Source organism: Porphyromonas sp. oral taxon 278 str. W7784, assembly GCF_000467855.2.
Classification (GTDB): domain Bacteria; phylum Bacteroidota; class Bacteroidia; order Bacteroidales; family Porphyromonadaceae; genus Porphyromonas.
On record NZ_KI259228.1, the window covers coordinates 117,026 to 139,290 of the forward strand.

The 22,265-nt window shown below is 55.9% G+C and carries 17 protein-coding genes; 11 read left to right on the forward strand and 6 right to left on the reverse strand.

What is annotated here, in order from left to right; all coding sequences use genetic code 11:
* Positions 1-250: 250 nt before the first annotated feature.
* The 5 genes from HMPREF1556_RS02875 to cobM all read left to right on the forward strand — a co-directional run bounded on the left by HMPREF1556_RS02875 (position 251) and on the right by cobM (position 7,008).
* Positions 251-1,933 carry a DUF4836 family protein gene (locus HMPREF1556_RS02875; protein WP_021666729.1) on the forward strand — a complete coding sequence of 561 codons (1,683 nt, stop codon included), beginning with the start codon at positions 251-253 and terminating at the stop codon, positions 1,931-1,933.
* A 191-nt stretch (positions 1,934-2,124) separates the two neighbouring features.
* Positions 2,125-3,429 (forward strand): Na+/H+ antiporter NhaC family protein, encoded by a 1,305-nt coding sequence (locus HMPREF1556_RS02880; protein ID WP_021666731.1) that lies wholly within the window; start codon positions 2,125-2,127, stop codon positions 3,427-3,429.
* A 6-nt stretch (positions 3,430-3,435) separates the two neighbouring features.
* The gene (locus HMPREF1556_RS02885; protein WP_021666732.1) at positions 3,436-3,999 is read left to right on the forward strand and encodes a GNAT family N-acetyltransferase; all 564 of its coding nucleotides are present in this window, start codon (positions 3,436-3,438) and stop codon (positions 3,997-3,999) included.
* Positions 4,000-4,005: 6 nt separating this feature from the next.
* On the forward strand, positions 4,006-5,154 hold the full coding sequence (locus HMPREF1556_RS02890) for an iron-containing alcohol dehydrogenase (RefSeq protein WP_021666733.1): 1,149 nt from the start codon (positions 4,006-4,008) through the stop codon (positions 5,152-5,154).
* A gap of 33 nt (positions 5,155-5,187) precedes the next feature.
* Positions 5,188-7,008, forward strand: coding sequence for a precorrin-4 C(11)-methyltransferase (cobM, locus tag HMPREF1556_RS02895; RefSeq protein WP_021666734.1), 1,821 nt, complete (start codon positions 5,188-5,190; stop codon positions 7,006-7,008).
* A gap of 109 nt (positions 7,009-7,117) precedes the next feature.
* Here the strand turns inward: cobM and mscL are convergent, their stop codons facing one another.
* Positions 7,118-7,540 carry a large-conductance mechanosensitive channel protein MscL gene (gene mscL / locus HMPREF1556_RS02900; protein WP_021666735.1) on the reverse strand — a complete coding sequence of 141 codons (423 nt, stop codon included), beginning with the start codon at positions 7,538-7,540 and terminating at the stop codon, positions 7,118-7,120.
* A 788-nt stretch (positions 7,541-8,328) separates the two neighbouring features.
* Here mscL and glyA point away from each other — a divergent pair.
* From glyA to HMPREF1556_RS02930, 6 genes are all read left to right on the forward strand, one after another.
* Positions 8,329-9,606: a serine hydroxymethyltransferase gene (gene glyA / locus HMPREF1556_RS02905; protein ID WP_021666737.1), complete on the forward strand. Its 1,278-nt coding sequence runs from the start codon at positions 8,329-8,331 to the stop codon at positions 9,604-9,606.
* Between the two features lie 209 nt (positions 9,607-9,815).
* Positions 9,816-12,218: a family 20 glycosylhydrolase gene (locus HMPREF1556_RS02910; protein WP_021666738.1), complete on the forward strand. Its 2,403-nt coding sequence runs from the start codon at positions 9,816-9,818 to the stop codon at positions 12,216-12,218.
* A 470-nt stretch (positions 12,219-12,688) separates the two neighbouring features.
* Entirely contained in the window at positions 12,689-13,699 is a 1,011-nt protein-coding gene (locus HMPREF1556_RS02915; protein ID WP_021666739.1) for a hypothetical protein, read from the forward strand.
* Between the two features lie 726 nt (positions 13,700-14,425).
* Positions 14,426-14,953 carry a gamma carbonic anhydrase family protein gene (locus tag HMPREF1556_RS02920; RefSeq protein WP_021666742.1) on the forward strand — a complete coding sequence of 176 codons (528 nt, stop codon included), beginning with the start codon at positions 14,426-14,428 and terminating at the stop codon, positions 14,951-14,953.
* A gap of 26 nt (positions 14,954-14,979) precedes the next feature.
* On the forward strand, positions 14,980-16,398 hold the full coding sequence (locus HMPREF1556_RS02925; protein ID WP_021666743.1) for a C1 family peptidase: 1,419 nt from the start codon (positions 14,980-14,982) through the stop codon (positions 16,396-16,398).
* 118 nt (positions 16,399-16,516) lie between these two features.
* On the forward strand, positions 16,517-16,972 hold the full coding sequence (locus HMPREF1556_RS02930) for a hypothetical protein (protein ID WP_157047506.1): 456 nt from the start codon (positions 16,517-16,519) through the stop codon (positions 16,970-16,972).
* On the opposite strand, the gene HMPREF1556_RS02935 is transcribed toward HMPREF1556_RS02930, so the two are convergent.
* The 5 genes from HMPREF1556_RS02935 to HMPREF1556_RS02955 are packed head-to-tail and all read right to left on the reverse strand — an operon-like array spanning position 16,969 to position 21,928.
* Positions 16,969-18,264 carry a 3-phosphoshikimate 1-carboxyvinyltransferase gene (locus HMPREF1556_RS02935; protein ID WP_021666745.1) on the reverse strand — a complete coding sequence of 432 codons (1,296 nt, stop codon included), beginning with the start codon at positions 18,262-18,264 and terminating at the stop codon, positions 16,969-16,971. The genes HMPREF1556_RS02930 and HMPREF1556_RS02935 overlap by 4 nt on opposite strands.
* A 4-nt stretch (positions 18,265-18,268) precedes the next feature.
* Positions 18,269-18,760 (reverse strand): GAF domain-containing protein, encoded by a 492-nt coding sequence (locus HMPREF1556_RS02940; RefSeq protein ID WP_021666746.1) that lies wholly within the window; start codon positions 18,758-18,760, stop codon positions 18,269-18,271.
* Between the two features lie 37 nt (positions 18,761-18,797).
* On the reverse strand, positions 18,798-19,994 hold the full coding sequence (locus HMPREF1556_RS02945) for a PAS domain-containing sensor histidine kinase (protein ID WP_021666747.1): 1,197 nt from the start codon (positions 19,992-19,994) through the stop codon (positions 18,798-18,800).
* Positions 19,995-20,032: 38 nt separating this feature from the next.
* Complete coding sequence (locus tag HMPREF1556_RS02950) at positions 20,033-21,160, reverse strand: DUF2891 domain-containing protein (protein ID WP_021666748.1); 1,128 nt, start codon at positions 21,158-21,160, stop codon at positions 20,033-20,035.
* A 12-nt stretch (positions 21,161-21,172) separates the two neighbouring features.
* Positions 21,173-21,928 carry a polyprenol monophosphomannose synthase gene (locus HMPREF1556_RS02955; RefSeq protein ID WP_021666749.1) on the reverse strand — a complete coding sequence of 252 codons (756 nt, stop codon included), beginning with the start codon at positions 21,926-21,928 and terminating at the stop codon, positions 21,173-21,175.
* Between the last annotated feature and the right edge of the window lie 337 nt (positions 21,929-22,265).

Consider the following 22,265-nt stretch of genomic DNA (forward strand, 5'->3'; position numbering starts at 1 on the left):
TGAGCGGGGCGCTACAGTGGGGAAAATAAGCCTCTAGCCTACCCCCGAAAAAAACCTACTGTAGGTCGTTTTTGAGGGGTCTCAGAGCCCGCTCAGATAGAGGCTTAGGAGATACCCAAAGATTCGCTACCTTTACCTCGGTAATCTAGATGTAGGTAGCCTCATCCTCCTCCCGCCCCAGACTGCACAGCTTAGAGGGTAAGTCCTACCCCGTCTAATCGTCTCACACATCACACACATAAGCACGACAATGAAACGATTCCAACACTATCTCCTCAGCCTCCTAGCCCTCACCCTAGGGCTCGCTAGCTGTAGCAAGGACAAGGAGTATCAGCGTGTGATCCCCTCCGATGCCTCCGTAGTCGTCGCCCTCGAGCTCGAGTCGCTCGCTAAGAAGGCTGACGTCACCTCCAAGGAGAACAAGCTCCTACGTGAGAAGCTCGTCTCCAGCATGGGCTCCACCGATGAGGAGGAGAAGTTCTTCAAGGAGACGATGGAGTCTCCCTCCAAGACAGGACTTGATCTCACGAGCCCCGTCTATGGCTTCTCCAGCCCCCGAGTCTCCTGGGCTCTAGTGGCCCGAGTCAAGGACGAAGCGAAGGTCAAGGACTTCCTCTCCAAGCTCTATAGCTTCGATGGTGATACCAAGCACGAGATCAAGCAAGAGGATGGGATCTTCTTCAGCATCAGCCCTAGCTCCTCCGAAGCTCACAGGGAGCGCTACGAGCAAGATCCCGACCTTCCCGCAGAGGAGCAAGACACGACGACCTACGAAGTGCCCGCAGACATCTCCATCTGTGCCTTCAGCAAAAAGGCCTTCATCACCCTCCACACCGAAGAAGGGACCATCGCTGATGCCAAGAAGCTCATCAAGGAGTATCTGACCCAGGGGGAAGATAAGAGCTTCGTCCGCTCCTCCTACTTTAGAGACCTAGAGGCTCAGGGAGGAGACATCCGTGCCTTCTTCTCCCCTACTCGCCTAGCGAAGACCGAAGGACTCCCGATGCCACCACTCTTGGAGGCTCTGGGCAAGAATCCACGCTATGGCAAGATCGACATGGAGAAGATCAGTGCTCTACTCTCGCTCTCCTTCGAGAAGGGGGAGATCAGTGGTAAGATGGTCTACACCTCTGAGGACAAGGATCAGATCAAGTATATGAAGGAGCTCTCTGAGAAGGTCTCTCCCGAGGCTATCTCAGGCGCCCTCATCAAGTACCTCCCCGCACAAGCCTACGTGACAGGAGCAGCTCACGTGGATCTGCAGGCCGTACTCAACCACTATGCCTCCAACTCTGAGTTCGCTAAGCTCCTCGAAGAGTCCAAGACCGAAGGCATCGACCTAGCGGCGATCGTCACCACCCTCGGCAGAGAGTTAGCTTGCTCCTTCTCTAAGGTGGACGTAGCAAGCAATGACTATGGATTCGTGGCTTACCTCCAGACGAAGGATGCGTCGCTCGTAGACCTCGTCTCCCGCAAGATCAGTGAATCGGTGAAGAAGAAAGGAGCTGAAGGTAGCGAATACCCTTCGAAGAAGCTCGTCGACGAAGGCAACCACTGCTATGAGGTCTCTATACCGTATTCTCCATCCATCTACTTCGGGTACCGTGACGGAGTGAGCTACTTCACCATCAGCAAAGACATGAAGAGCAAGATCCTACAGCCTGTAAGCGAAGACTTCTCCAAGCACAGGGATTATGCTCAGCTCAAGGGGACGCACGCCTTCTCCCTTATAGACTTCAAGACGATCTTCAACACCTCTCCTACGCAGGACATGATCCAGATGTTCATCGGCGAAGAGAGTATGAAGCAGCTCCGTAAGCTCCAGAGCCTATCCTTCTCCTCCAATGGCTTCGAGACCGAGCTCCATCTGAAGCTCGACACCAAGGACAATGCCCTCAAGGCGCTCCTCGGCATCATGAGCGCTCTGGACTAAGCACCTCACCTCCTCTCCAGCTTCTCCTGCTGGAGGGACTGGACAGCCTCCACTATATCTCTTAGGTATGGTGGAGGCTGTTCGGTCTTAGCCCCCGATGGTCGGAATAGTTTGTGTACCTTTGCGCCACTGTGCAAGGGATTTGTACAGCATCTTCATTCAGATCCTTTACCCTCTATTTCGACCACGCGATGCAAGCAACCTCTACCTATTCACCACGCGTCTGGGGCTGGTTCGGTCTTAGTCCCCTTCTAGTCTTCCTCATCACCTACCTCGTGACCTCGATCGTATCGGGGGACTTCTACCGCATGCCCATCACGGTGGCCTTTGCTGTCGCCTCGGCCTTCGCCATAGCTATCACCCGAGGCATCAAGCTCGAGGATCGCATACGACAGTTCTCTCGGGGAGCAGCTGACCACAACATCCTGCTGATGATATGGATCTTCATCCTCGCAGGAGCCTTCGCTACAGGAGCCAAAAGTATGGGCGCTATCGATGCGACGGTCAATGTGATCCTGAGCCTCCTTCCCTCGAGCTTCCTCCTCCCCGGACTATTCATCGCTTCCTGCTTCATCTCGCTCTCCATCGGTACGAGCGTCGGTACGGTGGTGGCCCTAGTACCCATTGCGCTGGGGATCGGTGAGATCATCGGACTGCCTGCAGCCTACATCACTGCGGTGATCACAGGTGGCGCCTTCTTCGGGGACAACCTCTCGTTCATCTCCGACACCACCATCGCAGCTACCCGCACACAGGGCTGTAGTATGCAGGACAAGTTCAAAGTGAACATCCTGATCGTCCTGCCCGCTGCACTCATCGCCCTAGGTATCTATCTATACCAAGGGCTTGAGCTACCGAGCGCCACCGATCATCATGCAGGAGACTTCCTCCTCATGCTACCCTATCTGCTGGTCATCATCTGCGCTATCGCTGGGATGAACGTGCTCCTCGTCCTACTGATCGGTATACTCTCCTGCGGGATCGTCGGTATCGGTACGGGCGTACTTCCCGTATGGGACTGGGTCGGTTCGCTAGGCACAGGTATCACAGGGATGGGCGAACTGATCATCGTCACTCTGCTAGCAGGAGGGATGCTGGAGCTGATCCGCTTCAACGGGGGGATCAATTACCTCCTGCGTCACCTCTCCCGAGGGATCAGTGGTAAGCGTGGAGCCGAACTCACCATCGCCGCCCTCGTCTCCATAGCTAACCTCTGCACAGCCAATAACACCATCGCTATCCTCACCACAGGCAAGGTCTCCCGAGAGATCACCGAGAAGTACGGCCTCGACCCACGCAAGACTGCCTCGATGCTCGACACCTTCTCCTGCTTCATCCAGGGACTCATCCCCTACGGCGCACAGCTCCTCCTTGCCTCGAAGCTCGCCGGTGTATCTCCTATAGATATCATCCCGAACCTCTACTATCCCTTCATCATGGGCCTCTGTGCGCTCCTCTCCATCCTCCTACGCTATCCACGTCGCTACTCCCGCTGATCCGCTATGTCCTTCATCGAGCTATACCCCATCCCATGGGGGCAGGAGCCTCCCGTACATCTACGTCAGATCTATGAGGATGCCTTCCCGCCTGAGGAGCGTCGCCCTTGGGCACAACTCTTTGGTCTGGAGCGCTGTGAGCATGTAGCTCAGCTCATCCTCTCCGACGGCGAGACAGTAGGCTTCGTCGTGGGATGGGAGCTACCTTCGTCGCACTACTTCGAGTACCTCGTCATCGATCCCCAGCGACGAGGCCAAGGCCTAGGGACTAAGGTGCTCCAGCGTCTAGGGCAGCTCTACGACGATGAATACCCTATCGTCCTCGAAGCCGAACCTGCCGGCTATTCGCCCATGGCAGAGCGACGCCTCGGCTTCTATGCCCGCTTTGGACTCACCGTCCAACCCTTCGCCTACCGCCAGCCTCCCTATGGGGAAGATCTCCCTTGGGTGGACCTACACTTACTGGCTAATCGTAGCCTGCAGGAGGAGGACTTCCTCCGTATCCAGCAGGAGATCCACTCCCAAGTCTATCGTATCCCTTCACCCAAACAAAGTCCATCAGACAAGTAAAGCCCTATGAACAACTTCACCTTCCATAATCCTACCAAGCTTGTCTTTGGTCGGGACAGCATCCTAGAGCTCCCCAAGCTCCTTCCCTCCGGTGCTAAGATCCTCCTCACCTTCGGAGGAGGCAGTGTCAAGCGTAATGGCGTCTACGAGGCTGTCACCGCTCAGCTCCAAGGCTTCCAGACCGTAGAGTTCTGGGGCATCGAGCCTAACCCCAAGGTAGAGACCCTACGCAAGGCTATTGCCCTAGGGAAGCAGGAGCGTGTCACCTTCGTCCTAGCAGTAGGCGGAGGTAGCGTACTAGACGCCAGCAAGCTCATCGTCAATGCCATCCCCTCGGAGCGTGACGCTTGGGACCTCGTACTTCGTGGGGCGGATCGTAGTGTCCAGACCCTACCTCTAGGTACGGTACTCACCATCCCTGCTACCGGCTCAGAGATGAACCGTGGGGCGGTGATCTCCTGTGAAGCGACGCATGAGAAGTTCGGCTTCTACAACGAATACCCACGCTTCTCCATCCTCGATCCCACCTATACCTTCTCCCTGCCCGACTACCAGATCGCATGCGGTATCGCCGATAGCTTCGTCCACGTAGTAGAGCAGTATCTGACCCGTGCCGGCGAGAGTCCTCTGATGGATCGCTGGGCAGAAGGCATCCTACTCACCCTCATCGAAGAGGCAGACAAGATCAAGGCACAGCCTGCCGACTATGAGGCACGTGCTACCTTCATGCTCTCTGCGACGATGGCGCTCAATGGCTTCATCTCCATGGGCGTGACACAGGACTGGGCGACCCATCGCATAGGTCATGAGATCACAGCACTCACGGGACTGACCCACGGGCATACACTCGTCATCGTCCTACCCGCCCTACTCAGAGAGCAGGCCGACAAGGGTAAGCACGCCAAGCTCCTGCAGTACGCCTCTCGTATCTGGGGACTCACCGAAGGGAGCGAGGAAGAGCGTATCGCTCAGGCCATCGACAGGACAGAAGCCTTCTTCCGTTCACTAGGGCTAGAGACCCGCTTCTCTGAGCGTGGCTTCGAGGATGATCTACGTGAAGAGATCGTCCGTCGCTTCCGAGAGCGAGGCACGCTCCTAGGCGAAGACCAAGACATCGACCACGAGGCAGTGGCACGCATCCTCGCCCATTGCTAATTCCTCCCTTATCATACAGACAAAACCTCCCCTATGATCCTTGCTATCCTAGCCGTCTCACCTCAAGGGATCCAGACGGCTAAGCCTATCCTCTCTAGCTATCCTGATGCTCGCCTCTTCTCCACTCACCCTGGAGAAGGGGTCGAGCACATCGATCATATCCAGTCGTTCGTAGCGGAGCACTTCACCGCCTTCGAAGGCTGGATCTTCATCGGCGCTATGGGTATCTGTGTCCGGAGCATCGCTCCACTCATCGGGCACAAGTACACCGATCCTGCGGTGATCAATATAGATAGTACGGGGCGCTTCGTCGTCTCCGTCCTCTCGGGGCACGTGGGCGGAGCCAACGAGCTCACCCGTGATCTGGCTAGCCTGCTCGGGGCAGAAGCCGTCATCAGCACACAGACCGACAATACAGGTCTCTGGGCGCTTGACCTCTTCTCCCGGCGCTACGGCTGGCATACGGAGACCAATGCTCCCAGCCTCAATCAGCCCATCGCTCGCTATACGAACAAGGAGCGCACCGCCCTCCTCCTTGAGGTCAAGGACAAGGGAACTCTAGAGCTGGAGCGTACCAAGGCCGAGCACGTCGACGTCTTCTACTCTAGGGAAGAGCTCACACCTCGCCTCGGGGACTATGCTCTGGTCCTCGTCGTATCTCCACAGCGCTTCGATGCAGGAGCGACGCCTACGATCCAGTTCGTGCCCCGTATCCTCAGCCTCGGTCTCGGCTGTCGCTACCAGTGCGAGCCTACCGACATCGTCGAGCATATCTTCTCGGAGATCCGTCGCCTAGGTTTCTATCCCGAGGCTATAGGCAAGCTCGCTACGATCGACCTGAAGAAGGACGAGCCACTCCTGGACGAACTCGCCGATCGCCTCGGTGTCACGCCCCTGATCTACACAGCAGACGAACTGAAGGACGTCGAAGTACTGAGCCCCTCACAGAAGGTCTTCGAAGTCACAGGCGTATGGGGTGTAGCTGAGAGCACCTCCCGCTATGCAGCGGGGCTTGGCTCCATTGTCCTGCCCAAACAGAAGGGGATGGTCCACCCTGGGAATGACTTCACCTTTGCCCTGGCCATCGAGCGTAGTGCCGAGCGCCGTGGACATATCGAGATCATCGGAGCTGGCCCTGGAGATCCCAACCTGATCTCCATACGTGGGCGGGCCTTCCTCGAGGTAGCCGACCTCATCCTCTACGCTGGGAGCCTCGTGCCGAAGGCGCTGACCCTATGCGCTAAGTCGGGTGCTACGGTGCGAAGCTCTGCGGATATGAACCTCGAGGAGCAATTCCAGCTGATGAAGGAATTCTACGACAAGGGGCTACTCGTCGCCCGCCTACATACGGGTGATCCCTGTATCTATGGAGCTATTCAGGAGCAGATGGCCTTCTTCGACGAATACGGGATGAGCTACCACATCACCCCAGGGATCTCCTCCTTCCAAGCAGCGGCAGCAGAGCTCCGCTCTCAGTTCACCATCCCCGAGAAGACCCAGACGATCATCCTCACCCGAGGCGAGGGACGTACCGCCATGCCCGAGCGGGAGAAGCTCCATCTGCTGGCCCGTTCGCAGAGCACCATGTGCATCTTCCTCAGTGCTGGTATCGTAGAGGATGTCCAGGCTCAGCTCCTCGAGCATTATCCCCCCGAGACACCCGTAGCTGCCTGCTATCACCTCACCTGGCCCGACCAGCGCATCTACCGAGGCGAGCTACGAGATCTAGCGAAGATCGTCAAGGATCACAAGCTCACCCTCACGACGATGATCGTCGTAGGCGAAGCCATCGACAACCGCAAGGGACTCTCCCGCCTCTACGCAGACGAGTTCAAGCACCTCTTCCGCCACTAAGCCCCCTAAATAGCGAAGCGCCACCCCAAGTCCTTGGGGTGGCGCTTTTTCGTTTACCTCTCTGCCGTCGGAGCCAGAGGGGTGAGAGGTCTGCTGTGCTGTCTAGCGACTAGCCACGACGCTTCAGTTCGTCGCGGATCTCGCGCAGGAGCTGGATGTCTTCAGGCGTTGGTGCAGGCTCGGCAGGCTGAGCTTCTTCCTTCTTACGGAAGGAGTTCATCGCCTTGATGAGGAGGAAGATACAGAAGGTAATGATGAAGAAGTCTACGGTCGTCTGGACGAAGTTACCCCAGTTCAGCTCGATCGCTTCCTTGACCGTCTCACCAGCAGCATCTACTTCTGCAGGGCGGAGGACGACCTTAGCATCGGTGAAACTGCTCCCCGTGATGAGACCGATAGGGGGCATGATGATGTCGTTGACCAGCGAGGTGACGATCTTACCGAAAGCACCACCGATGATGATACCGACAGCCATATCCATCACATTGCCCTTGAGAGCAAAGTCCTTAAACTCCTGAATGAATTTTCCCATTGTGATTACTTACTGAGCTAGTTAAACAAATTTTCTAGGCAAAGATAGCTATTTAGAAGATTTTTACGCTCTGCAGGGTGATTTCGCTCTTCCCTGTGCTCTGCCAGAGGGTGAATCCTCCCCCGTCTTCGGGAGGATGAAGATGGGCGACTTCGGAGGGCTTCGAAAGCCCGCTTCTAGAGCGACTTCTCAGACCCCTCAAAAACGACCTACCGTAGGTCGCCGAAAAAACCTACTGTAGGTCGTCTTAACGACCTACCGTGGGTCGCATCGACGACCTACAGTAGGTTTTGATGACGACCTACCGTAGGTCCCCGCTAAACCGGGTCTTCGTAGTACCCCGATCAAGGGGGCTAAAGCACGGGCTGGAGAAGGGCGAAGCTCCCCCTTCCGAATACCCCCTCCCAAGTCTCCTCTCCCAGCAGAGCTTCCTGCCTCAAAGCGAGCAGGCGAAGCGAAGGGGCTTATTGAAATATTTAAGTTATTCTCGCTGTGCTTCTCCCCACTTCTTCACCGCCTAAAGCGAGGAAAGACTTAGGTAGCACCTAAGTGACCTTAACCAAACGAATCCACTAATTACCAGTACATTAAACCCAACTTCGCCCCCGCCACTGGCCTTCGGGAAGAGCCCCATCCAGAGCCTCCTATAAGATATATCGAGAAAACTAGGCTTATCTGGAGACTATTGTTATCTTTGCCTCACAGACATATAGACGAAGCACGAAACTTCTAAACACGAGAGTACGACACTCAACTATATCATCCAAACAATAACATCGGAAAGAACTATGAACGACTCCGCTATCTTCACTCTGATTGAAGAGGAACGCCAACGACAACTCAAGGGGATTGAGCTCATTGCCTCTGAGAACTTTGTCAGTGAAGAAGTCATGAAGGCTATGGGTAGCTGCATGACCAATAAGTATGCTGAAGGCTATCCAGGCAAGCGCTACTATGGTGGCTGCGAAGTGGTAGATAAGTCCGAGCAACTGGCTATCGACCGCATCAAGCAGCTCTTCGGCGCTGAGTGGGCCAACGTACAGCCCCACTCGGGAGCCCAGGCTAACATGGCCGTGCTCCTGGCGTGCCTCAACCCTGGCGACACCTTCATGGGGCTCAACCTCGCCCACGGAGGCCATCTCTCCCACGGCTCCGCTGTCAATAGCTCGGGGATCCTCTACCACGCTATCGACTACAATGTCCGTGAGGATACGGGTCGTGTAGACTACGATCAGATGGAGCAGCGTGCACTGGAGCACAAGCCCAAGCTCATCATAGCCGGGGGCTCAGCTTACTCCCGTGAATGGGACTACAAGCGCATCCGTGAGATCGCAGACAAGATAGGTGCTATCTTCCTCGTCGATATGGCTCACCCCGCTGGGCTGATCGCAGCAGGTCTCCTAGAGAACCCCGTGAAGTACGCCCACATCGTCACCTCGACGACGCACAAGACACTGCGTGGTCCTCGTGGGGGGATCATCCTCATGGGTAAGGACTTCGACAACCCTTGGGGCAAGACCACTCCTAAGGGCGAGATCAAGAAGATGTCTGCTCTGCTCGACTCTGCCGTCTTCCCAGGCGTCCAGGGCGGTCCTCTAGAGCACGTCATCGCAGCTAAGGCCGTAGCCTTCTACGAAGCTCTACAGCCCTCGTTCAAGGAATATGGCCTACAGGTCAAGAGGAACGCTCAGGCTATGGCCGAGGCTTTCGTACGCCGTGGCTACGGCGTCGTCTCCGGCGGTACGGACAATCACTGCATGCTCATCGACCTGCGTGGTAAGTTCCCCGAACTGACCGGGAAGGTAGCAGAGAAGGCCCTCGTAGCAGCAGACATCACGGTCAATAAGAACATGGTGCCCTTCGACAGCCGCTCTGCCTTCCAGACCTCAGGTATCCGAGTAGGTACGCCTGCGATCACTACCCGTGGCGTCAAGGAAGATAAGATGGAGTACATCGTCTCCCTCATAGACCGTGTGCTCTCTGCCCCCGAAGACGAAGCAGTCATCGCTGCTGTCCGCAAGGAGGTCAACGAGATGATGTCCGCCTACCCTATCTTCGCTTGGTAGAGGCCATCAGACTTAGCTAGCTAGTGTCGCCGACACACTAGGAGCGGGCACAGTAAGTAGCCCGAGACCTTGCCCCGAAGGAGTATATCCGCTTGGGGGAAGGCCTCGGGCTATTCGTTATTATCTATATATTTGTATGGTGTGCTGTACAGGTGTAGCTCCCTTCTCTGAGCTACCTCAGCCCCATCACATCAACCCTAATAGACTCTATGAAGAAGTTATTTACACGAATGGCCTGTGCGCTAGCTCTCTGTATCGGAGGGGCTACCGCTCTGTCCGCTAGTGCTACCTTCAAGGTATCAGTCCTCACCCCTTCATACAACGAGGGGATCAACATCATCCCTCGTCCTAAGCAACTCAAACTGCGCAAGGAGACAGGCTTCGCTCTCGTGGCTACGACCCCCGTCATCGCCTCGGGAGATTCAGCTCTGACAATCGCCCGCTTCTTCACCGAGAAGATCAACCGCTCCACAGGCTTCACCCTCCGAGCCGTACAGGGGAACAAGGCAGCGCAGAGAGGTATCTTCGTCCGCATCGATCCTAAGCTAGCCCTCGGCGACGAAGGATATACACTCCACTCCTCCAAGCTTGGTATCGAGATCGTCGGTCGCACAGCGAAGGCCCTCTTCTGGGGATTCCAGAGCTTGATGCAGCTCCTCCCTGCCGAGGTAGAGGCTTCACACCAGATCCTCGGTGCCTCTTCATACGAGATCCCAGCTCTGAGCATCCAGGACGAGCCTGCCTTCGAGTACCGTGGGGTGATGGTCGACGTATGTCGCCACTTCCTCACCGTCGAGGAGATGAAGCAGCACATCGATATCATCTCCATGTTCAAGATCAATAAGCTCCACTGGCACCTGACCGAAGACCAGGGCTGGCGCATCGAGATCAAGAAGTACCCTCGCCTCACTGAAGTAGGAGCGTGGCGTACCGAGGGTGATGGCAGTCGCTATGGTGGCTTCTATACGCAGGATCAGGTTCGTGAGATCGTACGCTATGCTCAGGATCGCTTCGTGACGATCATCCCTGAGATCGAGATGCCGGGGCATGGTATGGGTGCTATCGCCTCATACCCCGAACTCACTTGCTTCCCTAATCGCCGTAAGTACAGCGTACGTAATATCTGGGGCGTCGAGGATGATGTCTACTGCGCTGGCAAGGAATCTACCTTCGAGTTCATCCAGAATGTACTCAATGAGGTCGTACCTCTCTTCCCCGGCGAATACTTCCATATCGGTGGGGACGAATGCCCCAAGGACCGCTGGAAGGAATGCCCTAACTGCCAGAAGCGCATCAAGGACGAAGGGCTCAAGGACGAACATGAGCTCCAGAGCTACGTGATCCGTCGTGCCGAGAAGATGCTCGCTGCCCATGGCAAGAAGCTCATCGGATGGGATGAGATCCTCGAGGGCGGTCTTGCCCCCTCGGCTACCGTCATGAGCTGGCGTGGCGAAGATGGAGGTATCCAGTCGGCCAATATGGGCCATGATGTGATCATGACCCCAGGTAGCGGAGGGCTCTATATCGACCATTATCAGGGAGACCCCAAGATCGAGCCTGTGGCTATCTGCTGCTATGCTCCTCTGGAGAAGGTCTACAACTACAACCCCATCCCCGAGGCTATTGCCCCCGACAAGCGCCACCATATCAAGGGCGCACAGACCAACCTCTGGGCCGAATACCTCTACACCACGGAGCTGATGCAGTACCGTGCCTTCCCTCGTGAGATCGCCCTTGCCGAAGCCGTCTGGTCCCCCATCTCTCATCGTGACTTCAAGGACTTCACCCGTCGTCTGGACAATGCCTATGTGCGTCTAGATATGCATGGGGCGAAGTACCACATCCCTCAGCCTGAGCAACCTCTACCCGGCGTAGATCCTAAGGAGAGCTATGAGAAGAAGGTAGCGTCGCTGAACTTCATCGCCTTCACCGACAGCGCTGAGCTGACCCTCACCTCCAGCCGTCCTATCCGCATCGTCTATACCCGTGATGGGAGCCTCCCCACCCTCTATTCAGAGACCTACAGAGCACCCCTCAAGGTCACCAAGAGCGAGGTCATCCGTGTCGCCTCTATCCTCCCATCAGGGAAGACCAGTCCGGTGCGTGATATCACCTTCGAGAAGCAGACCCTTGCCCCAGCCCTCCAGGTAGCGAATCCTACCCCAGGCCTTCGCACGAAGACCTCCATCGGTAGCTACTATCAGACCTCAGACCTGCTCGGTGTGATGAACTGGACCGAGGGTGTGGCTAAGCGCACGCAAGACCTTCGTCCCGACGTGGTCAAGAACCATATGGACGAGATCAAGCCTAAGGCCGTCATCGGTGAGGGCTATGTGAAGATCCCCACCGACGGAGTCTATGTCTTCTCCACGGATCTCGATCAGCTCTATATCGATGGGAAGCTCCTCGTGGACAATAGTGGCGAGGTAGCTAAGTTCAGCCGTCGTGACAAGAGTGTAGCCCTTCAGGCTGGATGGCACAAGATCCGCCTCATCTTCATCGGTGCTGTACGTGGTGGCTTCCCCACCTACTGGGATGGAGCAGGGGTAAGCTTCCGCAACATCAAGGACAGCAAGTTCTCTAACATCACCGAAGAGATGCTCGCCCACTAAGCATACCCTAGAGGAGACTTCGACCCTGTACAAGAGGAGCCCTCCTCGCTTGCCATCAGGGATCTCCCACCCTACTCCTCTGAGCCCCTACCTGTTACGCCCTCCAGCAACGACAGGTAGGGGCTCTTATTATACCCTCGATTTGTTTTTTTTCTCTACAATAATTGTATACCTTCGTAAAAAGAAATCAAGATCAAACTAAGTCCAAGCTAACTAAGTCCAAGCTAAGCCCGAGGTCAAGATGAAGACGCTTCACCATAGTACGCCGAGGCAGGGCACTTCAGTCGCCACTGATGGCAGTGCCGATAGGAGTACCTTAGTTGGAGGGCTCCCTATGCCCCCTCCTCTAGAGGGGACGACTGCCCTTATTTTTTGTCCGAATTGAATTATAGAGATGCTTCACAGGGGTCCCTACTCCTCGAGGTGTCTCTTTTGTTTTTCTAGTTATCTAATTTAAAAGTTTGAAGAGTATGAAGATTAAGACAGCTTTCTCTCTACTTATCGGTGCCTTATTTTTAATCACCTCCTGTAAGACATCAGGCGATGACCCCGCTCCTAAAAAGCCTAAGGATGGCAACTCCATCTCGATCTCTATCGAAGGCGAAGTAGACGAACGAGAAGAAGCTCGCTACCTCAACCTAGAGACAGGTGCAAGAGATGAGGAGAACCGTGTCAAGCGCATCACCGCTCGATTCGACCCCAACGAACTAGTACCAGCCATCGCCTATCTCTACAATGATGAGACCGGGGACTATGTCGCCTCGGCTATCACCCTCAAGGCTGGTGAGCGAGTAGGCACACGACTCTCTTTCATAGGAGATGTACCCACTGATCCCAAGAAGACGTACAACAAGCTATCCATCTACATTGGCCTCAAGCAAGAGGCAGGCAAGACCGTAGAGGAGGCCGAATTCCACTGTGGCAAGGCCTCCTACAGCCAGGTCGACCAGAAGGTCAGCAATGAAGTCATCTTCGCCAGTGAAGGTAATGACCTCCAGAAGATCCCTGGTCGTAGTTCTGACCTCTCAGCCTCCAATGTTAAGTTCAAGCTCTCTGGTGCCTTCTTCATGGCTTCTATCCGCAATGAGTCGGGTGCGAAGCAGACGATCGGAGGGATCAAGCTCCATGGCTTCGGTGCTGCTGGTGTGAGGGTAGCGCTCCCTACCAAAGATCACACGGCTCCTCGTCTCGTAGCTATCCAGCAAGGTGATCAGGACTACACCGACTACGACCTGCAGAGTCTCTTCGAGATCGGGCACAATGCTACTGCTCAGTATCAGGATCCAGGTGTAAGCAAGCCTTTCGTACTACGATTTGCCGTCTATGCTCCCGTCCCTGGCCGAGGCTGGCTAGAGGCTCGTATGAAGCAAAATGATCAGTTCGTACCTCTTGAGAGCGCCCAGATGAGACTACGCACGCCTAAGGCTCAGACCAAGTCTGGGATCTTCTTCAACACGAACCTCGTCCTTGAGAGCAAGTAGCTAGTCCACCCCATCAAACACACACGACGATGGAAGCGACACACCAGCGGAAGCTATACCAAGCTCCCCGAGCTGAGACCCTCGAGTTTCATCCTCCGAAAGACTTGCTCCTAGTCTTCTCCCTAGAGGGGGATATCCAACTGCCTCGGGACGGTGGCAACTGGTGACCCTCCCGAAGACACTCCTCCACGCCTAGCTACCCCTAGCGAAGCGCCCTACACTTGAGATACCCCACCATGACCTTCGGGTCGTGGTGGGGTATCTGCATGCTGAGCGATCCACACCAATCCCTTGGAGCTTGATAAACCCGGCCGTGAGGTGTAATTACGACCCATACATAGGTCGTAAGAGCGACCCATTCATGGGTCACCGCTGTCCCCCATTCAAGGGTCCCTTCGAGGACCCATGAATGGGTCGGAAAAGGGGGCTATCATCGACCACCTTACCGAGCCTCCCTTGAAGCAGAGCCCGAGGGGGAGTATACCGCCATGTTGCGCCCCGCCTCACCGTCCCCTCCACAGGGGCGGTGAGGTAGGGCGCCTCCCTTGCTATTTCTTCTATGCTCTCTAGGGAGGAGAAAGGCATACCCTCATCCGTGGAGAAGCCCCCCTTCCGATCGCTCGGTTTGTAGGGGGACTGACTATTATTATCGCTCCTTCGCACAGAGGCTAGCCGATAACGCCTAGGAATGGTTAACTTTGTACATACTAACAATCTAAGATTCTAATGGCTTTCATACAGACAGTACGAGGCATCGAGCCTCAGATCGGAGAGGACTGCTTCCTCGCCGTCAATGCAACCGTCGTCGGTGATGTCGTCCTAGGGAAGGGCTGCAGCGTGTGGTTCAATACCGTCCTCCGTGGAGATGTCAACTCGATCCGCATCGGCAACAATGTCAATATCCAGGACGGCTCCGTCCTCCACACCCTCTACCAGAAGTCGACCATCGAGATCGGGGACAATGTCTCCGTCGGGCACAATGTCACACTCCACGGATGCCATATCCGTGACTATGCCCTCATCGGCATGGGTTCGGTGGTGATGGACGATGCCTTGGTAGGCGAAGGGGCTATCGTAGCTGCTGGATCGGTGGTCCTAGCCAAGACGGTCATCGAGCCCTATAGCCTATGGGCGGGCGTACCTGCTAAGTTCATCAAGAAGGTCTCCCCTGAGCAGAGCAAGGAGCTCAACGAACGTATTGCCAACAACTATCAGATGTACGCTTCTTGGTTCGACAAGGAGCAGAACCCATAATCCCCCTCACCTATCACCAACACGCTATGCGATCCATCCTAACGACCTCCTTAGCCCTCAGCCTCCTCCTCTCAGGGCTATCCTCGGGACTCTATGCTCAGAGCTCGCAGGACGGGGCTATCACGCCTAAGTTCCTCGAAGAGCTTCGCCGCAGTGAACCTACCACTCCTACGGAGAAGGCCCTACACAACGCCATCGCCGTCCAGGGCATGCGAGACTTCTTCGTCAACAACCAGCGCCCTCAGACCATCGACGACACCTTCTCGGTAGAAGTCCAGAGCTCAGGGATCACCGACCAGAAGCAGAGTGGACGTTGCTGGCTCTTCACGGGACTCAATGTCCTTCGTGCTCAGCTGATGACTCGGGAGAAGTCAGGCACCTTCTTCTTCTCGCAGAACTATTCCTTCTTCTGGGACCAGCTGGAGAAGGCGAACCTCTTCCTCGAAGGGATCATCGAGACACGCAAGCTCGCTGTCGATGACAAGAAGGTAGTATGGCTCTTCCAGAATCCTATTGGTGACGGAGGTCAGTTCACCGGTATCTCAGACAACCTCATCAAGTATGGTGTCGTCCCCGCCGAAGTGATGCCCGAGACCCACTCGAGCAATGACACGAAGCTGATGGGTAAGATGATCGCTCGCACACTACGCCAGTCAGGGATCAAGATCCGCAAGGCTGCTGCCAAGGGAGAGTCCCTCACCCAGCTCCGCAAGCTCAAGGAGACATGCCTCAAGCAGGTCTATCGTCTCTTGAGCCTCAACCTTGGTGTGCCCCCCACTTCCTTCTCCTACACCCTGAAGGATAAGGATGGTAAGGCGATCTCCACCGAGACCTATACGCCTCAGTCCTTCTACGAGCGCTTTGTCGGCGTAGACCTACGTGATCAGTTCGTCATGCTGATGAATGACCCCTCTCGCCCCTTCTACAAGGTCTATGAGATCGAGTACGACCGCCACGCTTACGATGGTAAGAACTGGACCTACGTCAACCTCCCCATGGACGAGATCAAGCAGATGGCTATCGCTTCGCTCAAGGACAATACGATGATATACTACTCCTGCGACGTAGGTCGTGAGCTGAGTAGCTCTAAGGGCATCGCAGCGCTGGACAACTATGACTATGCTTCGCTCCTTGGCTATCCCTTCGACATGGATAAGGCTGAGCGTATCCAGACCTTCGATAGTGGCTCGACGCACGCCATGACCCTCAAGGCTGTTGACCTCGATGCTTCGGGTAAGCCCGTGAAGTGGAAGGTAGAGAATAGCTGGGGAGAGAAGTCGGGTGTCAAGGGCCATATCATCATGACCGATGCGTGGTTCGATGCCTATACCTTCCGTCTCGTAGTAAACAAGAAGTACGCTACGCAGAAGGTGCTTGACCTCTTGAAGACGAAGCCCGTACAGCTCCCCGCTTGGGACCCTATGTTCGCTCCTGATGCTCCCTAAGCCGAGCGACACAGAGCACACGTGACCGAGAAGAGCGTGACCCCAGCATCCTCGCTTGGGTCACGCTCTCCTTACTCTCGTCTCATATCCTATCGATTTACCTTATTCCCCTCTCCCTATGGCTACCTTAGACCATTCACAGCTCCCCGCCACGGGACGCTTATCCCTTGACCGTCTGCCCCCTCATTTCCCTTGGGCACGATTCTATCACAACCAAGGCTATACCATGTCTTACCCCGAGATCGTCTTTGCGGGCGAAGATGCCTATGCGCTCTATACGCAGGTGACGAGCATCCTGATGATGGAGTCTTGGGAGAAGGGGAACTACCTAGAATACACACTCTCAGCTGTCTCCCCCGAAGACCCCATCCACTTCCGTCTTGAGGTCGCATTGACCCTCGAAGCCGTGCACGAGGCTTGGGAGACGATCCGTGTCTCCGCTGAGAAGCTACGTGAGTACTACCTCATTGCTGCATTGGCTTATGTTCGCAAGGAAGGGTTGCTAGGCAAGCACTTCACCTGTGAGCGCACCTCGCCTACGAGCTACAAGCTGACGCTCCAGAGCGAAGGCTAGTTCTCCTCTACCATCAAGAAGGGGATAAGCTCCTCCCAGTAGCGAGGGAAGCTCTTGCTCACGACCTCGGGATGCTCTAGGAGCACAGTCCCCACAGGTATTGTGAGGACGGAGAGCGCCATCGCTATGCGGTGATCTCCATGGGTAGCGAGGATCGGAGGGCATTCCATTGGTCTTATCCAAGCGTGAGCATCCCATGAGATCGAGTCTTCCCCGAGGGTAAGCTCTACACGGAGCTTAGCTAGCTCTACCCGCAGAGCCTCCAAGCGATCCGACTCCTTGATGCGTAGATGTGCCACGCCCGTGAGGGTAAAGGGTCTTCCCTGCCCTACCAGAGCAGTGACCAGAGCTGGCACCAAGTCGGGGCACTCGTGCATGGAGGCTGTAAAGGAGGCTATGGTATCAGCATGCTCTATCCTCTGGAGCTTCACACCTCGTCCATCAGGTAGGGTCTTCACTCCAAGTTCCTTGAAAAAGGACACGAGATAGCCCGCATCCCCTTGCAGAGAGGGATAGCACAAGCCTGGGAGCTCCATAGTCGAGCCCAGAGGAAGGAGCGAGAGCCATGCAAAGGCATAGGATGCTCCACTCCAGTCCGCTTCGTAGCCTCGATCTAGGATAGATGTGCCTTGGCTACCCTCCCCCCTCTTACCTCGGTAGCAGAAGAGACCACTAGGCTCTTCTTCCCACACAAAGCCTTGCTCTTGGAGCAGGGCTTTTGTCATTAAGGCATAGGGACGAGAGGCAAGTCCATAGCGCCGTGTATCGATCCCGAAGCCTACGGGGAGCAGGGGGGCAAGGAGGAGGAGGGCGCTCAGATACTGCGAACTGGCAGAGGCATCCAGCTCACAGCCCTGCCAAGCGATGGTACTGGGCTCGATAAGTAGCGGGGGATAGCCCTCATGGTCTAGATAGGTGATCTTAGCCCCTTGGCTCCGTAGCGCCTCGAACAGTGGGGCTATGGGTCGCTCATGCTGGCGACCCGTACCGAAGAGCCTCGCGGGGTGCTGGGTCGTAACAGAGAGGTAAGCACAGACGAAGCGCATCGCCGTACCTGACTCCGACACACAGACCTCCTCCGCTCCCCCTTGGCAAGCAAGGAGAGCGGTATATAGCGCTAAGATATCCTGTGGGGTGCCTTCAGCGAAGGCTAAGGGTGGGAGCTTACCCTGAAGAGCGTCAAGGAGAAGGGCTCTTGCCCAGAGGCTCTTCGAGGGAGGAAGCGTCCATCGAAGGTGCAGAGCGTCGGTGTGCTCTCTGTAGGAGAGCCTAAGGGATGAAGAGGTCTTCACTACTTCATCTAGAGAATAGAGGAGCAAGGAGCTCGACAATCTGCTCTAGAGCTGGGCGATCAACTTCCTCAGTGAAGTCCGAGAGCTGATCACTATCTATATCGAGGACACCCACGATCTCTCCCTCGGTATTTCTCAAGGGGACGACGATCTCCGAGCAAGAAGAGGAGGAGCAAGCGATATGCCCAGGGAAGGCATCTACATCGGGGACGACAAGAGTCTGCCCTGTGTGCCAACTCGTACCACATACCCCTCGCCCTCGAGCAATGCGTGTACAGGCGATTTCGCCTTGGAAGGGGCCTAGCACGAGCTGATCTCCCTCCACAAGGTAGAAGCCTACCCAGAAGAAGCCAAAGACTTGACGCAGTGCTGCGGCGGTATTAGCTAGGTTAGCGATGAGATTAGTCTCTCGGCTGAGGAGTCCCTGTAGCTGGGGATAGAGCTCCCGATAGCGCTCGGTGCGGGAGGAAGCCTGTAGATAGAGGTGCTCGGCCATAAGGTGGTGTAGCTAGAATGGGAATGGATGGGAGGTACTATTCGAACTCTCGGGGTAGCTCGATGCGGAAGGTCGTGCCTACACCCAGCTCTGAGTGCTTGACGTAGATGCGCCCACCGTGGTACTCCTCGACGATACGCCGAGCTAGCGAGAGGCCCAGTCCCCAGCCGCGCTGACGGGTAGTGACACCTGGGCGGAAGATCGCCTTCTGCTTGCTCTTGGGGATCCCCTTCCCTGTATCCGTGATGTCGACATAGACCCACTGATCCTTGAGATGATAGGTGAAGGTGATCTGTCCCTTGCCCGCCATAGCGTCGACGGCATTCTTGATGAGGTTCTCGAAGACCCATGCCATGAGGGGCTCGCTGAGCTGTACGACGATCGCCTCCTCCAGTGAGGGAGGTAGTACGAGCTTGATCTGCTCCGATATGCGGGGTTGCATATAGCGAACGGCATTAGCTAATACGGTCTGTAGGTCCTTGGGCTTGAGGTTGGGGGCAGAGCCGATCTTCTGGAAGCGGTCGGCGATGACACCGAGACGCTCGATATCCTTCTCCATCTCGCTGGTGATGAACTCCTCTGTACCCATGCTCTCCAGATACTCTTTCCATGCCATCAGAGATGAGGTAGGTGTACCGAGCTGGTGCGCTGTCTCTCGTGCCAGACCCTCCCAGATACGGTTCTGGTCGGACTTCTTGAGACTGACGAGAGCCACGATGGATACCCCGAGGAAGAGGAGGAAGACAAAGAGCTGGATGTAGGGGAAAAGATGGAGCTGACGCAGGACGTGGCTATCGGAATAGTATAGGTACTGCGGTTCGGCTAGTCCCTCCATCACTATGGGAGGATAGCCGTTGCGGAAGGAGGCAAGCTTCTCATAGAGATAGGCCTCTGCATCCTTCTTCGGCAGATCGATATTACGGTAGCTGATGATGCGCCCCTCCTGATCGGTGATGATGGTAGGGATGGAGGGGTTCGACTCGAGGATGCGTGAGAGATAGATGAGCGTCGTGGAGATATCGTTGGTGCTGGTAGCCTGGGTGGCATTAGCCCAGATCTCCATGTTCACACGCTCCTCCTCTGCCATCTTATTGATGAGCCTATCGGAGGCTACGAGGGAGACGATGATGAAGAGGATGGAGAGGACGATGAGCCCCATACGGATATTGCTGTGGCGGTTGAGCCACACGCCTATCCCATGGAACCACTGCGCTATGATCTGGCCGATACGCATCGCTGGAGGGGAGGAGGAGTGATCGCTGGAGGGTGGGACTAATACTTGAGGTGGTTAGCCTTCAGTACCTCTTCTGCATAGCGAGCGAAGGAAGCCAGCCAATGGTCTCCTCCGTAGTCCGAGCGGAAGATCTGACTCATCCCCTCGGCATACATTTCACTAGCCACACGGGCAAAGCGTGCCTTCAGGGGATGTCCCTTGGGGAGGTAGCCCGAGATACGAGCCATCGACCAAGCACGGGTGAAGGACAGCCCCACCAGATGTACGATCGTGTAGTCCGTCAGGTCACTCACCACGGGCTTCTCACAGAGGCGAGTGATCCCTGCGGGTGTGAAGTAGCTAGAGAGCCAGCGCACATATTCCCGCTGTGGGAGTACCCGAGTCATGAGGTCGGCCACCATGAGCGTCGGAGAGAAGAAGTCCGTAGCGTTGGGCTCCCACTCAGCGGGAGCTCTCTTGTCTGAGAGATGGAGCTGACGAGCTTTCTCTACGAGGGCTTTCTCTAGTTCTCTATCGTCACGGACACGGGCGTAGTCTAGTGCGAAGCCAAGGGCGAAGGCGGAATTGGAGTGCGTCCCGATGCGGTTGGGATAGGTCATCTTCGGCAGGTAGGCCTTCCACTTCGTCACGATCTTCTCCGAGAGGATATCCACGTGCTTGAGCCAAGTAGAGGCCTTGGAGCGTAGCTCAGCATCAGAGCTCTGGGTAGCGAGGAGGTGTAGCTGTTCGGAGAGCTTCAGTAGCCAAGCCCATCCGTAGGTACGCTCATAGTTGCCCGAGTGCTTCCTATCGAAGTAGGCCGCCTCACCACGCATATTCTCCTCGGTGAAGTGCTGGTCGAAGGCCTGGATGATCTCCGCTCTCGAGGAGATCTGAGGATAGGTGAAGAGCACCTCGGAGAGCATCCAGTGGCTATGCACGGAGCTATGCCAGTCGTAGGAGCCATAGAAGGCAGGATGGAGCTCTCTAGGGGAGGAGTGAAGGACGTCGAGGCTATCTAGGACGACGTGACTCGTCTTATTGGGATACTCGACGAAGATATTCTTCAGGGGCATCTCGATGAGCCGAGCGAGCGTCTCACTGGTGACGGTCTGGGCGGGCGCAGTGACCGATACCAAGAGGAGCCCTGAGAGGAGGAGTCCTCTTCGGAGTACGTGGGAGTTCATCGTGCGAGGTAGTTAAGCGGAGTGGTTGCGTTTGCCCCGAGGGAACCCCTTGAACGAGTGCCAGTAGCGGAGCTTCATGACCCCAAGGAAGGCTTCCTTGAAGATCGAAGTATTCATCTTCGACGTACCGAGGACTCGGTCTTCGAAGATGATGGGGATCTCCTTGATCTTGTAGCCAAGGCAGTAGGCTGTGTACTTCATCTCGATCTGGAAGGCATAGCCCTTGAAGTGCACTTCGGGCAGTACCATGCTCTCCAGCACACGGCGACGGTAGCAGACGAAGCCTGCTGTAGGGTCCATCACAGGCATGAAGGTGATGAGGCGGACATAGAGCGAAGCACCTCGGCTCATCATGATACGATCCATGGGCCAGTTCTTCACGCCTCCCTCTCGGATATAGCGAGAGCCTATGGAGACATCTGCCCCTTCCTGAGCACACGCCCGATAGAGCTCCAGGAGCTTCATCGGTGGGTGGCTGAAGTCGCAGTCCATCTCGAAGATATATTCGTAGTCACGCTCCAGCGCCCACTGGAAGCCTGCGATGTAGGCCGTACCCAGTCCCTGCTTCCCCGAGCGCTCGAGGAGGTGGACCTGCTCGGGGTATTCACGCTGCTTGTCTCGGACGATCGAGGCAGTCCCGTCGGGAGAGCCGTCGTCGACGATCAAGAGATGGAAGGGCTGAGGGAGTCCCATGACGGTATCGATCATCTGAGCGACATTCTCACGCTCATTGTAGGTCGGGATGATGACAATGCTATCGCTATTCATATTCTAATAAAGGCATCGGCACTCTGCCATGAGGGAGACAATCCCAAGATCAGGCACCTGAATACAAGGCAAAGATACCAAGATTTGTCCACTACCCTAGGGATCAGCGAGTACGAAGGTAGAGCAGGGAGAGGTGGATGAGCCCAAGGGAAGGGCACTCGGTCGAGGCGCTTCCCTATCGCCCCGCCTCCCACTCTCGCTCCCCCATCCTAGAGGGCAGATTCTCTCGGCACAGATTCGGGGTACATCACCCCTTAGCCAGACAGGGGGCTTCTACCCTAGGAAACGGGGCTCTTGAGAAGGGGGAAAAAACGACCTACGGTAGGTCGCCGAAAAA

Excerpts from the sequence above, each read along its gene's own strand:
- mscL (WP_021666735.1), bottom strand. The coding sequence starts at position 7,540 with ATGGGAAAATTCATTCAGGAGTTTAAGGACTTTGCTCTCAAGGGCAAT.
- HMPREF1556_RS02885 (WP_021666732.1), top strand. The coding sequence starts at position 3,436 with ATGTCCTTCATCGAGCTATACCCCATCCCATGGGGGCAGGAGCCTCCC.
- HMPREF1556_RS02880 (WP_021666731.1), top strand. The coding sequence starts at position 2,125 with ATGCAAGCAACCTCTACCTATTCACCACGCGTCTGGGGCTGGTTCGGT.
- HMPREF1556_RS02925 (WP_021666743.1), top strand. The coding sequence starts at position 14,980 with ATGCGATCCATCCTAACGACCTCCTTAGCCCTCAGCCTCCTCCTCTCA.
- HMPREF1556_RS02940 (WP_021666746.1), bottom strand. The coding sequence starts at position 18,760 with ATGGCCGAGCACCTCTATCTACAGGCTTCCTCCCGCACCGAGCGCTAT.
- HMPREF1556_RS02955 (WP_021666749.1), bottom strand. The coding sequence starts at position 21,928 with ATGAATAGCGATAGCATTGTCATCATCCCGACCTACAATGAGCGTGAG.
- HMPREF1556_RS02930 (WP_157047506.1), top strand. The coding sequence starts at position 16,517 with ATGGCTACCTTAGACCATTCACAGCTCCCCGCCACGGGACGCTTATCC.
- glyA (WP_021666737.1), top strand. The coding sequence starts at position 8,329 with ATGAACGACTCCGCTATCTTCACTCTGATTGAAGAGGAACGCCAACGA.
- HMPREF1556_RS02945 (WP_021666747.1), bottom strand. The coding sequence starts at position 19,994 with ATGCGTATCGGCCAGATCATAGCGCAGTGGTTCCATGGGATAGGCGTG.
- HMPREF1556_RS02915 (WP_021666739.1), top strand. The coding sequence starts at position 12,689 with ATGAAGATTAAGACAGCTTTCTCTCTACTTATCGGTGCCTTATTTTTA.
- HMPREF1556_RS02920 (WP_021666742.1), top strand. The coding sequence starts at position 14,426 with ATGGCTTTCATACAGACAGTACGAGGCATCGAGCCTCAGATCGGAGAG.
- HMPREF1556_RS02910 (WP_021666738.1), top strand. The coding sequence starts at position 9,816 with ATGAAGAAGTTATTTACACGAATGGCCTGTGCGCTAGCTCTCTGTATC.
- HMPREF1556_RS02950 (WP_021666748.1), bottom strand. The coding sequence starts at position 21,160 with ATGAACTCCCACGTACTCCGAAGAGGACTCCTCCTCTCAGGGCTCCTC.
- HMPREF1556_RS02875 (WP_021666729.1), top strand. The coding sequence starts at position 251 with ATGAAACGATTCCAACACTATCTCCTCAGCCTCCTAGCCCTCACCCTA.
- HMPREF1556_RS02890 (WP_021666733.1), top strand. The coding sequence starts at position 4,006 with ATGAACAACTTCACCTTCCATAATCCTACCAAGCTTGTCTTTGGTCGG.
- cobM (WP_021666734.1), top strand. The coding sequence starts at position 5,188 with ATGATCCTTGCTATCCTAGCCGTCTCACCTCAAGGGATCCAGACGGCT.